14 protein-coding genes are annotated in these 11,883 nt (G+C 67.8%); 3 read left to right on the forward strand and 11 right to left on the reverse strand.

Annotated elements, in window-relative coordinates; genetic code table 11:
* Positions 1 to 81: 81 nt before the first annotated feature.
* From LGM42_RS06125 to LGM42_RS06145, 5 genes are all read right to left on the reverse strand, one after another.
* Entirely contained in the window at positions 82 to 408 is a 327-nt protein-coding gene (locus LGM42_RS06125; RefSeq protein ID WP_226231801.1) for a DUF4148 domain-containing protein, read from the reverse strand.
* A gap of 76 nt (positions 409 to 484) precedes the next feature.
* Positions 485 to 814 carry a DUF4148 domain-containing protein gene (locus LGM42_RS06130; protein ID WP_226231802.1) on the reverse strand — a complete coding sequence of 110 codons (330 nt, stop codon included), beginning with the start codon at positions 812 to 814 and terminating at the stop codon, positions 485 to 487.
* Between the two features lie 61 nt (positions 815 to 875).
* Complete coding sequence (locus LGM42_RS06135) at positions 876 to 1,202, reverse strand: DUF4148 domain-containing protein (RefSeq protein ID WP_060318816.1); 327 nt, start codon at positions 1,200 to 1,202, stop codon at positions 876 to 878.
* Positions 1,203 to 1,268: 66 nt separating this feature from the next.
* Positions 1,269 to 1,688 (reverse strand): organic hydroperoxide resistance protein, encoded by a 420-nt coding sequence (locus LGM42_RS06140; RefSeq protein WP_059585376.1) that lies wholly within the window; start codon positions 1,686 to 1,688, stop codon positions 1,269 to 1,271.
* 273 nt (positions 1,689 to 1,961) lie between these two features.
* The gene (locus tag LGM42_RS06145) at positions 1,962 to 2,426 is read right to left on the reverse strand and encodes a RidA family protein (protein WP_059585377.1); all 465 of its coding nucleotides are present in this window, start codon (positions 2,424 to 2,426) and stop codon (positions 1,962 to 1,964) included.
* Positions 2,427 to 2,642: 216 nt separating this feature from the next.
* Here LGM42_RS06145 and LGM42_RS06150 point away from each other — a divergent pair, with 216 nt between their 5' ends.
* Positions 2,643 to 3,608: a LysR family transcriptional regulator gene (locus LGM42_RS06150; RefSeq protein ID WP_226231803.1), complete on the forward strand. Its 966-nt coding sequence runs from the start codon at positions 2,643 to 2,645 to the stop codon at positions 3,606 to 3,608.
* Between the two features lie 31 nt (positions 3,609 to 3,639).
* On the opposite strand, the gene LGM42_RS06155 is transcribed toward LGM42_RS06150, so the two are convergent.
* The 4 genes from LGM42_RS06155 to LGM42_RS06170 form a co-directional block, all read right to left on the reverse strand.
* A complete protein-coding gene (locus tag LGM42_RS06155; protein ID WP_059585353.1) occupies positions 3,640 to 4,347 on the reverse strand; it encodes an SDR family NAD(P)-dependent oxidoreductase in 708 nt (235 codons plus the stop codon).
* A 451-nt stretch (positions 4,348 to 4,798) separates the two neighbouring features.
* Positions 4,799 to 5,350 (reverse strand): shikimate kinase, encoded by a 552-nt coding sequence (locus tag LGM42_RS06160; protein ID WP_226231804.1) that lies wholly within the window; start codon positions 5,348 to 5,350, stop codon positions 4,799 to 4,801.
* The gene (locus LGM42_RS06165; RefSeq protein WP_060318608.1) at positions 5,347 to 5,994 is read right to left on the reverse strand and encodes a hypothetical protein; all 648 of its coding nucleotides are present in this window, start codon (positions 5,992 to 5,994) and stop codon (positions 5,347 to 5,349) included. Before LGM42_RS06165 ends, LGM42_RS06160 begins: the two co-directional genes overlap by 4 nt.
* Positions 5,995 to 6,022: 28 nt before the next feature.
* Positions 6,023 to 6,433 (reverse strand): acyl-CoA thioesterase, encoded by a 411-nt coding sequence (locus LGM42_RS06170; protein WP_059585355.1) that lies wholly within the window; start codon positions 6,431 to 6,433, stop codon positions 6,023 to 6,025.
* Between the two features lie 384 nt (positions 6,434 to 6,817).
* On the opposite strand from LGM42_RS06170, the gene LGM42_RS06175 reads away from it, so the two are divergent.
* The gene (locus tag LGM42_RS06175; RefSeq protein WP_226231805.1) at positions 6,818 to 7,930 is read left to right on the forward strand and encodes a 3-deoxy-7-phosphoheptulonate synthase; all 1,113 of its coding nucleotides are present in this window, start codon (positions 6,818 to 6,820) and stop codon (positions 7,928 to 7,930) included.
* Positions 7,931 to 7,949: 19 nt separating this feature from the next.
* On the opposite strand, the gene LGM42_RS06180 is transcribed toward LGM42_RS06175, so the two are convergent.
* Together LGM42_RS06180 and LGM42_RS06185 are read right to left on the reverse strand one after the other, a co-directional pair.
* Complete coding sequence (locus LGM42_RS06180) at positions 7,950 to 9,317, reverse strand: glutamate--cysteine ligase (protein WP_226231806.1); 1,368 nt, start codon at positions 9,315 to 9,317, stop codon at positions 7,950 to 7,952.
* Between the two features lie 119 nt (positions 9,318 to 9,436).
* Positions 9,437 to 10,273, reverse strand: a complete 837-nt coding sequence (locus LGM42_RS06185; protein WP_059645802.1) for an AraC family transcriptional regulator — start codon at positions 10,271 to 10,273, stop codon at positions 9,437 to 9,439.
* 163 nt (positions 10,274 to 10,436) lie between these two features.
* Here LGM42_RS06185 and LGM42_RS06190 point away from each other — a divergent pair, with 163 nt between their 5' ends.
* Complete coding sequence (locus tag LGM42_RS06190; protein ID WP_226231807.1) at positions 10,437 to 11,876, forward strand: efflux transporter outer membrane subunit; 1,440 nt, start codon at positions 10,437 to 10,439, stop codon at positions 11,874 to 11,876.
* Positions 11,877 to 11,883: the final 7 nt, after the last annotated feature.

Raw genomic sequence — 11,883 nt, forward strand, 5'->3', positions numbered from 1 at the left:
CAATGCAAATAAAAGCGCATGCGATTACATCGTATGCGCTTTATATGATGGACTTCAGCGACAGAATTCGCCGTACCACACTCAATGCCCGAAATAGATCGAGCGCTCGGCCATGCGAATCGCGCCGCGGCTGCCGGACTGCGTGGCACCGCCGGCATCACCGCCGTAACCGGCTGTCTGCGTATCGACCGCGACGGCGCCATCGTCGCGAATCCTTTTCAGCGCCGCCTGGATATTGTCCGGATAGTGCGGATCGTTGGGGCGATTCGGCTGGTAGCCGGCTTGCTGCAACGCGGCCAGTTCGGCACGCACTTGCGCACGCGTGACGGTGCTTTCTCCGGCAAAAGCCGGCGCGGCGACGGCGGCCGACACGGCAACGAGCAGGGCGGCAATCAGTTGGGTCTTCATCGTTCACCTCGACAGGGATTCAGGAATTCAGGGGGGCGCACCGCACGCCGGCCATCGGCGCCGTTCGCGCGTTCGTTCAATGACCGAAGTAGATCGAGCGTTCGGCAACACGCATCGCCGGCCGGCTGCCCGACTGCGTCGCGGCGGCGGCATCGTTGCCGTAACCGGATGCCGATGCGTAGGCCGCCACCGCGTCGTTCGCATGAATGCGCGACAACGCGGCCTGCAGGTCGTCCGGGTAATGCGGATCGTTCGCGCGTCCCGGCCGATAACCGGCTTGTTCCAGCTGGACGAGCTCGGCGCGTACTTGCGCGCGGGACACGACGGCTGCATCGGCAAACGCCGGCGCGGCGGCAGAAGCGGAAACAGCGACGAGAAGGGCAGCGATCAGGCGGGTTTTCATCATTCACCTCGACAAAATGGAATCAGGAATAAAGGGACTCAGGGTTCACGTACCGGCGCGGTGCTCAGTGACCGAAGTACACCGAACGCTCGGCCACGCTTGCGACATCGCGGCGGCCGGATTGCGTCGCGGCGCCGCCGTCGCTGCCGTAGCCGGCACCCGCTGCGTTGACCGCGACGGCGTCGTCGGCGTGGATCCGCGTCAGCGCGGCCTGCAGATCGTTCGGGTAGGTGGCGTCGGTCGCGCGGTTCAGCGGATAGCCGGCGTGTTGAAGCTGCGCGAGTTCGGCGCGCACCTGCGCACGCGTCACGGTGGTTTCGTTGGCGAACGCCGGTGCGGCAACAGCGGCCGAAACAGCGACGAGCAGGGTAGCGATCAGTTGGGTTTTCATCATTCACCTCGATGGAAAAGGAATCGGGAATTCGGGAGGGCGGCGTTCGGCCGCCCGATACAACGTTCAGACGATCCGGATGTCGACGTCGATGTTGCCGCGCGTCGCCTTCGAATACGGGCAGGTCTGGTGAGCGGCGTCGACGATGCGTTGCGCGACGTCGCGCTCGAGCCCCGGCACGCTCACGTTCAGCCGGGCCTGCAGGAAGTACGCGTTGCCCGCGGTGCCGAGATCCACTTCGGCATCGACCGCGAGGTCGGCCGGCAGCGTCACCTTCGCGGCACGCGCCGCAAGCTGCATCGCGCCGATGAAGCAGGCCGACCAGCCGGCTGCGAACAGTTGTTCCGGGTTGGTACCGGTGCCGGCGCTGCCCGGCGACGACAACTGGATGTCGAGGCGGCCGTCGGAACTGCGCGCCGCGCCGTCGCGGCCGCCGGAAGTCGTATGCGTCTTGCCCGTGTACAGTACCTTGTCGATCTTGCTCATCATTTGCTCCGTCGGTTGGTTTGTCTCAGATGCGATTCGATCGCATGCGACGCAGTTTCCGCCTGACGACCTCTCTCGTCAAGCGGATTCGATTAAATCGCATACGATATTTTGTATTTCAATGTATCCGGATCGTGTAGCGCCTTTCCTGACAAGCTTTTCAGACGATCCAGCCCCCGATTGCACGGTGCGCCGACGTGCGTGCCGGATGCCGGGTAGGGCGCGCGAGAACCCTTGCGGGACCGGATGCCGCCCCACACGTCCGGCCTGTCATCACGCTACCTCGATCTCGGCGATCACGACCAGGATCACGGCGGCGTTGGCCGGCAACTGGTGTTGGGAGAACGCCGAACGCGCATGTCCGGCCTTGGCGCCGAGCACGGCGGCGAACAGGTCGGACGCACCATCGATCACGGCCGGCTGTCCAAAAAAGCCGTCGGCAGAGCTCACGTGCCCCTCGACGCGCACGATCTTGCGCAGGCGATCGAACCCGCCCAGATGCTTGCGGATTTGCGCAAGCACGTTCAGTGCCGCCAGCCGCGCGGCATGCTTGCCATCGTCGACGCTCAACTGCTCGCCGACACGGCCGGTATAAGCAAGCTTGCCGTCGGCGAGCGGCAACTGTCCCGACACGAACAGCAGGTTGCCGGCTTCGCCGACGGCCGTATAGCTGCCGAGCGGACTCGGCGGTTCCGGTAATGCGAGGCCGAGTTCGGCCAGGTTCTGTTCGACGCTCATGTCGTGCTCCTTGCGGTGAAAGGGATCGGGCGACCGGCGCGGCCCGTGAATCACTGTAGTCATGCGGCCGAAACCGGTAAATGCCGGCCGCGCAATTGAGTCGGGACGTCATGTAACGAATCGCGCCCGCCGCACCGGCTGGTTTCCCGCACGAGATTCATGCACACTCGTTGCTTCACCGCGTCCCCCCATGGCCGAGACGGCAGGAATCGCCCCATGCAACGACAATTCGACGATCTGCTGCTGGGCAGCATCGAGCTGTTCTGTCTGGCTGCCGAGCTCGGCAGCTTCACGCTTGCGGCAAATGCGGCCGGCGTCACGCCGGCCGCGGTCAGCCGGTCGGTCGCACGGCTCGAGGAGCGTCTCGGCGTGCGCCTGTTCGTCCGCACGACGCGACAGATCCGGCTGACCGATTCCGGCCGGCGTTATTTCGAGCAATGTCGCGATGCGTTGTCGCAGCTCGTCGACGCGGAGCGCGAAGCCACGGGCCAGCAGGCCACGCCTGCCGGCCTGCTACGGATCAGCATGCCGACGCCGTACGGGCACTATCGCGTGCTGCCGCTGCTGCCGGCGTTTCGCGAGCGCTACCCGGCGGTACGCATCGAAACTCACCTGAGCAACCGCAACGTCGACTTCGCCGAGGAAGGCTACGATCTCGCGATCCGCGGCCGCGCGCCGGCCGATTCGAGCCTGGTCGCGCGCAAGCTGGAGGACGCCGAACTCGTCGTCGTCGCGACGCCCGACTATCTGAAGCGCGCGGGCACGCCGACCGCGATCGCCGACTTGCACGCGCACGAATGCATCCAGTTCGAGCTGCCGAGCAGCGGACGGACGATTCCCTGGCTGTTCGACGACGGCGCGGATGAAATCGACGTCACGACGGCCGGCAGCTACGGCACGTCGGGCGACGTCCTGGCCGGCGTGACGCTCGCGCGCAGCGGCGCAGGGCTGTTCCAGACCTACCGCTTCATCGTCGAGCACGATCTGCGCGCCGGCACGCTCGTGGAAGTGCTGTCCGGCCTCGGCGGCCGGTCGAGGCCCTTCGTGCTGCTGTACCCGCATGCACGCTTTCTGTCGTCGCGCGTGCGGGTGTTCGTCGACTTTCTCGTCGAACAGTTGGCGCAGGCGCCTGCCAACCGGACAGCCGGCACACGCGGCACTCGCGGCGGCGCATCGCGATAGACGCGCCGGCGCGCGGCTTCGACGCCGGCGCTCAATGCCCGGCGCTCTGACCGCCGTCCACGTGCAGGATTTCGCCGGTGACGAACGGCGCCGAATCGAGATACAGGATCGCACCGACGATATCGCTCATCTCGCCCATCCGGCCGACCGGATGCAGCGACGCGAGCGTCGCGTGCGTGTCGGCCGCATGCATCGGCGATTTGATGATGCCGGGCGACACCGCATTGACGCGAATGCCGGCCTTCGCATACTCGATCGCGAGCGACTTCGTCGCGGCATTCAATCCGCCTTTCGTCAGCGACGCCAGCACCGACGGTACATTGCTGTTCGCGTGATCGACCAGGCTCGTCGTGATGCTGACCACATGGCCCGTGCCGTGCTTCTGCATCGCGGCGATCGCACGCTGCGTGACGTGGAAGAAGCCGTTCAGGTTGACGCTCGTGATCCGCGCATAGTCGTCCGCGGTGTATTGCGTGAACGGCTTCGCGACGAAGATGCCCGCGTTGTTGACGAGCGTGTCGACACGGCCGAAATGTTCGATTGCCGCATCGACCACACGGTGCGCGACGGCCGGATCGCCGATGTCGCCCGCGACGGTGACGAGATCGGGACCGTGCGACGGGCCGATCGAACGGGACGTCGCGACGACGCGATGGCCGCGTGCGCGGAATGCGTTGACCGTTTCCGCCCCGATGCCTTGCGATGCGCCGGTGACGATGATGACTTTGGATGCGCTCATGATGTACCTCGACAGGTGAATGATGTTCGGCCTCGATGCCGACCGGATCGATGAATCCGATGGGCAGACTGTAGGCGTGCCGGTCACGATTTCGAACACCCGCCATGGAGCAACAGTCTTGCGTCGCGGGAACAAATGACGGGAAAGGCGAGGGTCTGCGCCGATCGCCGCGCTGGAGTCGGGTACACCGCCGCGCCGGGTGCTCGCCAAGTCGGCGCGCTACGGGAGAATGTCGGCGCGGGGCGGGATCGTGCCTGATGGACCGATTTTCCGGGAGCTTGAAGCGTCGATTCTTTTGCCACGAAAACACGGGGTTGGATAAGAAAATTCCTCTATCCGGATAACTTTTCTTATCACGATAGCACTATCGCAAATCCAAACTCGCCACTTCAAAAACGCGTATGACGTCGAGCGCGTCGTCGAATCGAAGGGCAGGGAAGCGACCGCGCCGTCACGCCGGCGCGTTCCTCCGCGCAAACAGCAGCGTCAACACCTCCGCCGTCGTGTGCGCAACATCGTGTGCGGTCGTATCGACCAGCGCATGCGCGCATTCGCGATACAGCGGGTCGCGCGTCCGGTACAGCGCGGCGAGCGTCTGCCGCGGTTCGCCCGCCTGCAGCAGCGGCCGCCGCCGCGTGTCGTCGCGCGTACGCCGCCACAGCACATCGGGATCCGCATGCAGATAGATCACGCTGCCGCGCTCGCTCAGGCGTGCGCGGGTGTGCGGATTCAGGACCGAGCCGCCGCCGGTCGCCACGACCACGTTCGCGCGCTGCGTCAGCTCGTCGACGATATGCGCTTCGAGCAGCCGAAAGCCGCCTTCGCCGACCACGTCGAACAGCGCGGCGACCGAGCGGCCGGTGCGCCGCTCGATCTCGTCGTCGCTGTCGGCGAACGCCCAGCCGAGCGAAGCCGCGAGCGCGCGGCCAAGCGTCGATTTGCCCGCGCCCATCATGCCGACCAGAAACGCGCGCCCGCCGGCCGTCGCGACGGCGGTGCTCATAACCGTCGCGCGAGCGGCCAGCCGGCCCGCGTCGCCAGGCAGATCCGTCGTGCGCGCACCGCGTCCGACAGCGTGTCGAGCGCCGCGCCGGTCGACGCGTCATCGGCGTCGAGCAGCGCGCCGAGCACCTGCTCGTCCGGATCGCAGGCCGCGATGTGCTCGGCTGCATCCGCCGCGATGGTCCGCGGCGTGCGTTCAGGCGCCGCGTCGCGCTCGGGCCGCCGCCACCTGCCGTGCAGATCGCGCCATCGCACGACCAGCCCGTAGAGCAGCGCACCACCCGGCACAGCCGCGTCGTCGGGTACCGCTGCCGAATCGTCGGCCGTCGTACACCGTGTGACCCAGCTCGCGAATTCGAGCAGCGATGCATCGTGGGCAACCGTCGCCGCGTCGAGCGCCACGGCCACGCCGGCATCCCGCAGCCGGCCGAGCAGCGTCCGCACGCCGTCGTGCGCACCGCCGCACGGCTGCAGCAGCACTTCCAGCTCGTCCTCGTGGCGGCATGCGAGCGCACGGTGCTGCTCGAGCGCGGCCGGCTCGAGCAGCGCCTGCGCCGCATGCCGGACGATCACGATCGCGCGATCGTCCCGCCGCTCGACGATCGCACCGATCCGGCGCCGGGCGCGCGCCACCGCGCAGCTCACGTGTCGCTCCCGAGCGCGCGCGCACGCATCACAGCGACCCCTGGAATTCGAGCACGCGCGTCTTGAATTCGTCGGGCACGGCCAGCGTCGTGTTGTTCGCGTAATCGAACATCACGTGCGTCGACACGCCGCGCGCGACGATGGTCTGGTCGTCGCGCTCCATCAGGTGTTCGAGATCGAAGCTCTTGCTGCCGAAGCGCACGATGCTCGAGCGGACGGTCAGGTTGTCGCCGAACTGGGCCGGTGCGAGGTACTCGCACTGCGTCTTCACCATGATGTGCGGCAGTTTCTCGGTGCGCGGCAGGCCGAGCAGATCGAACATGTAGCAGAGGTACGAATGCTGCAGATAGTCGTAATAGACGGGGCTGCTCACATGCCCCATCGAATCCGTATCGCGATACTTGACGTGAATGGGGGTTTCGTAATGCCGTTTCGACATGGTGACTCTCCGCAATGACTGGGTTGATTTATATTTTCGAGCCCGAATGGCCTGTCGGGCATCCGAAAATTAATCGAACGACTATCGGGCCGCCACTATCAGAACGAATAGCGAAGCGTGGCGGAAAGCCGCATGCGAACGCATTCGCCGCTGCAAGATCACGGCCTGATTTTCGAACGAAAACCCAATGAACGCTCCATTCCACATCCGTGAACAGGCATGCCGACAGGATCCTCAATTATCGAATCCGACGCTTATTTACCTCATTCATAAGGTTATGAATTAGAAACTGATAACTATGTTAGTTGCGCGCCGAAAGCACCATTCAATACAGTCGCGCTGTAGTAAAAAGTCACGTTCATTATCGACAGGAGGGCAGTCCCCATGCATGCAAACGCCTGGACGACAAACCGCGACGCCGTGCTGCGCTTGCCGTCCCCTGCGGATCTGGCCGGCGCGCTGCCGCCGGCGTGGCGCGCGTCGCGCACAGTTCATACGACCCGCCGCGCGATCGTCGACGTGCTCGACGGCGCGGACGACCGGCTCGTGGTCATCGCCGGCCCGTGTTCGATACACGATCCCGACGCCGCGCGCGACTACGCGGCACGGCTCGCGCTGCAACGCGCGCGCTTCGCGGACGAGCTGGAAATCGTGATGCGCGTGTATTTCGAGAAGCCGCGTACGACGGTCGGCTGGAAAGGGCTGATCAACGATCCGCTGCTGGACGGCACCGACCGGATCGACGTCGGACTGCATACGGCCCGCGCGCTGCTGTGCGACATCAACGGCGCGGAGATGCCGGCCGCGACCGAGTTCCTCGATCCGCTGTCGCCGCGCTACCTGGCCGATCTGGTCGCCTGGGGCGCGATCGGCGCGCGCACCGTGGAGTCGCAGGTGCATCGCGAGCTGGCGTCGTCGCTGCCGATCCCGATCGGCTTCAAGAACGGCACGGACGGCAATGTCCAGGTCGCCGTCGACGCGATGCGCGCGGCGGCGCACGCGCACCGGTTCCTGTCGATCGATGCAGGCGGCCGGCTATGCGCGAGCGCGTCGCCCGGCAATCCGCATACGCACGTCGTGCTGCGCGGCGGACGCGAACCGAATTTCGACGCGGCCGCGGTGAACGCCGCCTGCGAACGCATGACGGCCGCGCACTTCGCGCCGCGCGTGATGATCGACGTCAGCCACGGCAACAGCCGCCGCCAGTACCGGAACCAGCTCGCCGTCGGCGCGGAAGTCGCCGCGCAGGTGGCGGCCGGCGATACGCGCATCGTCGGCGTGCTGATCGAATCGAACCTGATCGAAGGGCGGCAGGATCTCGTGCCCGGCGTGCCGTTGCGCTACGGGCAGAGCATCACGGATGCGTGCCTGTCGTTCGCCGATACCGCGCAGTTGTTCGAGACGCTCGCGCACGCGGTGCGTACGCGGCGACGCGGCCACCCGCTGCCGCTCGGCGCCGAGTTCGCGCACGAGCCGCTGCTCGCCTGCTGCGCGTGAGCGGCCCGGCGCGACACGCTCAGATGGCGGCTTCGTCAAGGATGCGCGTCGCGTCGCCGGCCCACGCGTCGCGATAGCGGGCCAGCCAGTGCTCGGCCTGCGTGGGCGCCCCGGCGACGATCTCGTCGAGCGGCGCGAGATACATCGATTCATCGCGGCCGGCCGCATCCGTGCGCGCCCGCGCGCGCAGGCCGCGATGCGCGATCGCGAGCGCATCGGCCGCGATCGCGCGTAACGACCGGCCGCCGGCCGGCGTATCGAGCCCGGTACGCGGCACGTCGCGACGCAGCGCGAGCAGCGTACCGCGGTCGATCTCGGCAGCCAGCGTCCCGGCATCCGACAGCGCCGCCGGATCGTACAGCAGGCCGGTCCAGAACGCGGACAGCGCGACCATCATGTCGGGCGAGCCGGCATCGGCGCCGCGCATCTCGAGATAGCGCTTGAGCCGGACCTCGGTGAACACCGTCGTCAGATGGTCCGCGAAATCGCCCAGCGTCGGCGTCTCGCCTTCGAGGTGCGGAATGCGCCGCCGCATGAAATCGCGGAACGTGTGCCCGGTCGCGTCCGCATAACGATCGCCGCGCCGCACGAAATACATCGGCACGTTGTCGAGCAGCCAGCTCACGTAGCGCTCGAAGCCGAAGCTGCGCGACAGGAACAGCGCCGGCGCGCCGCAGCGATCCTCGTCGGTATCGAGCCACGTGTGCGCGCGCGTCGACAGCAGGCCCGACGGGCGGCCGTCGCGGAACGGCGAATTCGCGAACAGCGCGGTGGCGACCGGCTGCAACGCGAGCGACACGCGCATCTTGCGCGCCATGTCGCTTTCCGATGCGAAATCGAGGTTGACCTGCACGGTGCAGGTGCGCTGCATCATGTCGAGCCCGCGCGTGCCGACCCGCGGCATGTAGCGCCGCATGATCGCGTAGCGCTGCTTCGGCATCCACGGCAGCGCGTCGCGCGACAGGTGAGGGTGAAAACCGAGCGGCACGCAGCGCAGTCCGAGCGGATCGCATGCCGCGCGGGCCGCGGCGAGGTGCGCGTGCAGCTCGGCGTGCGTGTCGTGCAGCGTATCGAGCGGGGCGCCCGACAGTTCAAGCTGGCCGGCCGGCTCGAGCGAGATCGCGGCGCCGTCGCGCTGGATCACGCCGACGGTCTGCCCGGCATCGACGATCGGCGCCCCGTCGCCGCGCAGCCGCGCCAGCACCTCGGCGATGCCGGACGGCCCTTCATAACGCGCAGCCGCATGCGTCGCGCGGGAAACGACGAACTTCTCGTGCTCGGTACCGATCCGGAACTGCGCGGCCGGCTTGCAGCCGGCGGCCAGATGATCGGCGAGCTGCTGCTCGGAGACGATCGGCGTGTTGTCCGATCCGACGGCGTTCGACATCGACATCCTCCACAGGTCACATTGGGCGACCGACCGGCCGGTCGCACGGCGACTATAGCGACGTCGATGCGCGCGCAGTACTGGCAGGGGTGATAGGGGCGGTGCGAGGCCGCGCGACATTACGGCTGCTTGCGCTTCGCGAAGTAATGCGCGGGCGAATCACCGAACGCGCGGCGGAACATCGCGATGAAATTGCTCGGCGTCGCATAGCCGAGCGCGTCGGCGATGTTGGCGACGCTGTCGCCGTTCGCCAGACGTTCGAGCGCATGCGTGAGCCGCGCCTGTTGCCGCCACTGCGCGAAGCTCGTGCCGGTTTCCGCGACGAACAGCCGGCTCAGCGTGCGGGCGGACAGCCCGGCCCACTCGGCCCACGCGTCGAGCGTGCGGCTGTCGTGCGGCTGCCCGAGGATCGCATTCGCGATCCGCAGCAACCGCCGGTCGTGCGGCATCGGCAAGTGCAGCGGTTCGTGCGGCGCGCGGCGCATCTCGTCGAGCAGCACGACGCTCATGCGCGCCTGTTCGATGTCGAGCCGGTCCTGGTCGGCCCACGACACCGCGCGCCGCACGAGCGCGCGCATCAGATCGGTGATCGCGATCACGCACGGCTGGTCCGGCATGCGGCGGCTCGCGGCCGGCGCGATCACGACGCTCCAGCCGCTCAACGCGCCGCTGATGCTGACCTTGTGCTGCTCGCCCGGCGGAATCCAGCCCGCGCGATGCGGCGGCAGCAGCCACGAACCGTGCGGCGTGCGCACGTGCGCGAACCCGCTTTCGACGCAGAACACCTGGCCGCGCAGATGGCTGTGCCAGTCGACCTCGCGCGTGCCGAGCTGGTAGGTATTGCTGCCGTCGTCCTCGCCCCAGACGGCGATCAGCGACGGGCCGTCCGCGCGTTCGCTCGGATCGGCGTCGGCGCGTTGCGCCACGCGGGCGGGAGAAGCTTCTCGGATGGGCATGGCCGGAATTCATTATTTTTTGTCTAAACAACATTATCAGCTTTACCCGGGAGCGTCCAACAATGCGTGTCGTGTTCAAACCCAAACGAAGCAGAGGAACGCGATGCACGCAGCACTTGCTCCCTCGCCACGCGATGCCGTCGCGCGGCGCGTCCTGTCGCGCATGGCCGCAATCGTGGCGCTCGCCATGCTCGGCGCATGCGCGAGCCGCGACGGGCTCGCGCCGGCCGGCACGCTGCGCGGCGCCGATACGCTCGCCGCAGCGCGCAGCCTCGCGCATGCGCCGGCCGCCGACTGGCCGGCCGCCGACTGGTGGGTTGCGCTGAACGATGCGCAGTTGAATGCGCTGATCGACGAAGCGCTTGCCGGTAATCCCGATCTCGCGACCGCCGATGCGCGCGCGCGCGAGGCGCAGGCGCTCGTGATCGAAGCACAGGCTGCCCGCTTGCCGCATCTCGTCGGCCGCGCAAGCGCGAAAGGGGAACGCACGTCCGGCACGCAGTTCTCGACGGCCGAGGGCGGCGGGTTCTTCAGCCACACGCGCGAAATCAATCTCGGCCTGAGCTGGGATCTCGATTTGTGGGGCGGCCGCCGCGCGGCGTGGGAAGCCGCGCTCGGCGAAGCGCGGGCCGCGCAGATCGATGCACGGGCCGCGCGCGTGCTGCTGTCCGTCAACGTCGCGCGCGCCTACGTGAATCTCGCCTATGCGTTCGATCAGCAGGACGTCGCGCGGGCCGAATACGATCGCGCCGACGAAGCACTGTCGCTGACGCGTCAGCGTGTCACGAAAGGCATCGACAACGTCGCGCAGCAGCGCCAGGCGGAAAGCGAAGTCGCGGCCGCGATGCGCGAGCAGGCACGCGCGGCGCAGGCGATCGACAGCGCGCGCATCGCGCTCGCGATCCTGCTCGGCGCGGGCCCCGATCGCGGCCTCGCGCTCGCGCGGCCCGCGCCGCTGCCCACCGCCGCGCTCGCGGTGCCGGCCGACCTGCCGGCCGCGCTGCTCGGCCGGCGCGCCGATCTCGTCGCCGCACGCTGGCGGGTGGAAGCTGCGAGTCGCAACGTCGCGGCCGCCCGCGCGGACTTCCTGCCCGACGTGAGCCTCACCGCGCTGATCGGTCTCGCGACGCGCGGCGGCGCATCGCTGTTCCAGGCAGCGTCGCGCATCTACAACGTCAGCCCGGCCGTGAGCCTGCCGATCTTCGACGGCGGCGAACGGCGCGGCGTGCTGCGCAAGCGCGACGCGCAATACGACGTCGCGGTCGCCAGCTACAACAAGACGCTGATCGGCGCGATCGGCGAGGTGGCCGACGATCTCCACCGGCTGCATTCGCTCGCCGTGCAGGCCGATGCGCAGCAGCGCGCATTCGATTCCGCCACCGATGCATGGCGGCTCGCGGACGCGCGCTACCGCGCGGGCGTCGGCAGCTACCTCGATGCGCTCGTCGTGCGCCAGCAGCTCCTGATCGCGAGTCGCGAAGTCGCCGCGTTGCGCGCCCAGCGCGCGGACCAGTCGCTGCAGCTCGTCGCCGCGCTCGGCGGCGGCTTCCGCGCCGAGCCGGACGACGTCGCGCTCGCCGCCACTCCTTCCCACCGTCCTTGACATCGAA

It is taken from the genome of Burkholderia sp. AU39826 (genome assembly GCF_020419965.1).
GTDB lineage: Bacteria > Pseudomonadota > Gammaproteobacteria > Burkholderiales > Burkholderiaceae > Burkholderia > Burkholderia semiarida.

Excerpts from the sequence above, each read along its gene's own strand:
- LGM42_RS06130 (WP_226231802.1), bottom strand. The coding sequence starts at position 814 with ATGATGAAAACCCGCCTGATCGCTGCCCTTCTCGTCGCTGTTTCCGCT.
- LGM42_RS06185 (WP_059645802.1), bottom strand. The coding sequence starts at position 10,273 with ATGCCCATCCGAGAAGCTTCTCCCGCCCGCGTGGCGCAACGCGCCGAC.
- LGM42_RS06175 (WP_226231805.1), top strand. The coding sequence starts at position 6,818 with ATGCATGCAAACGCCTGGACGACAAACCGCGACGCCGTGCTGCGCTTG.
- LGM42_RS06180 (WP_226231806.1), bottom strand. The coding sequence starts at position 9,317 with ATGTCGAACGCCGTCGGATCGGACAACACGCCGATCGTCTCCGAGCAG.
- LGM42_RS06140 (WP_059585376.1), bottom strand. The coding sequence starts at position 1,688 with ATGAGCAAGATCGACAAGGTACTGTACACGGGCAAGACGCATACGACT.
- LGM42_RS06145 (WP_059585377.1), bottom strand. The coding sequence starts at position 2,426 with ATGAGCGTCGAACAGAACCTGGCCGAACTCGGCCTCGCATTACCGGAA.
- LGM42_RS06125 (WP_226231801.1), bottom strand. The coding sequence starts at position 408 with ATGAAGACCCAACTGATTGCCGCCCTGCTCGTTGCCGTGTCGGCCGCC.
- LGM42_RS06160 (WP_226231804.1), bottom strand. The coding sequence starts at position 5,350 with ATGAGCACCGCCGTCGCGACGGCCGGCGGGCGCGCGTTTCTGGTCGGC.
- LGM42_RS06170 (WP_059585355.1), bottom strand. The coding sequence starts at position 6,433 with ATGTCGAAACGGCATTACGAAACCCCCATTCACGTCAAGTATCGCGAT.
- LGM42_RS06155 (WP_059585353.1), bottom strand. The coding sequence starts at position 4,347 with ATGAGCGCATCCAAAGTCATCATCGTCACCGGCGCATCGCAAGGCATC.
- LGM42_RS06135 (WP_060318816.1), bottom strand. The coding sequence starts at position 1,202 with ATGAAAACCCAACTGATCGCTACCCTGCTCGTCGCTGTTTCGGCCGCT.
- LGM42_RS06190 (WP_226231807.1), top strand. The coding sequence starts at position 10,437 with ATGGCCGCAATCGTGGCGCTCGCCATGCTCGGCGCATGCGCGAGCCGC.
- LGM42_RS06150 (WP_226231803.1), top strand. The coding sequence starts at position 2,643 with ATGCAACGACAATTCGACGATCTGCTGCTGGGCAGCATCGAGCTGTTC.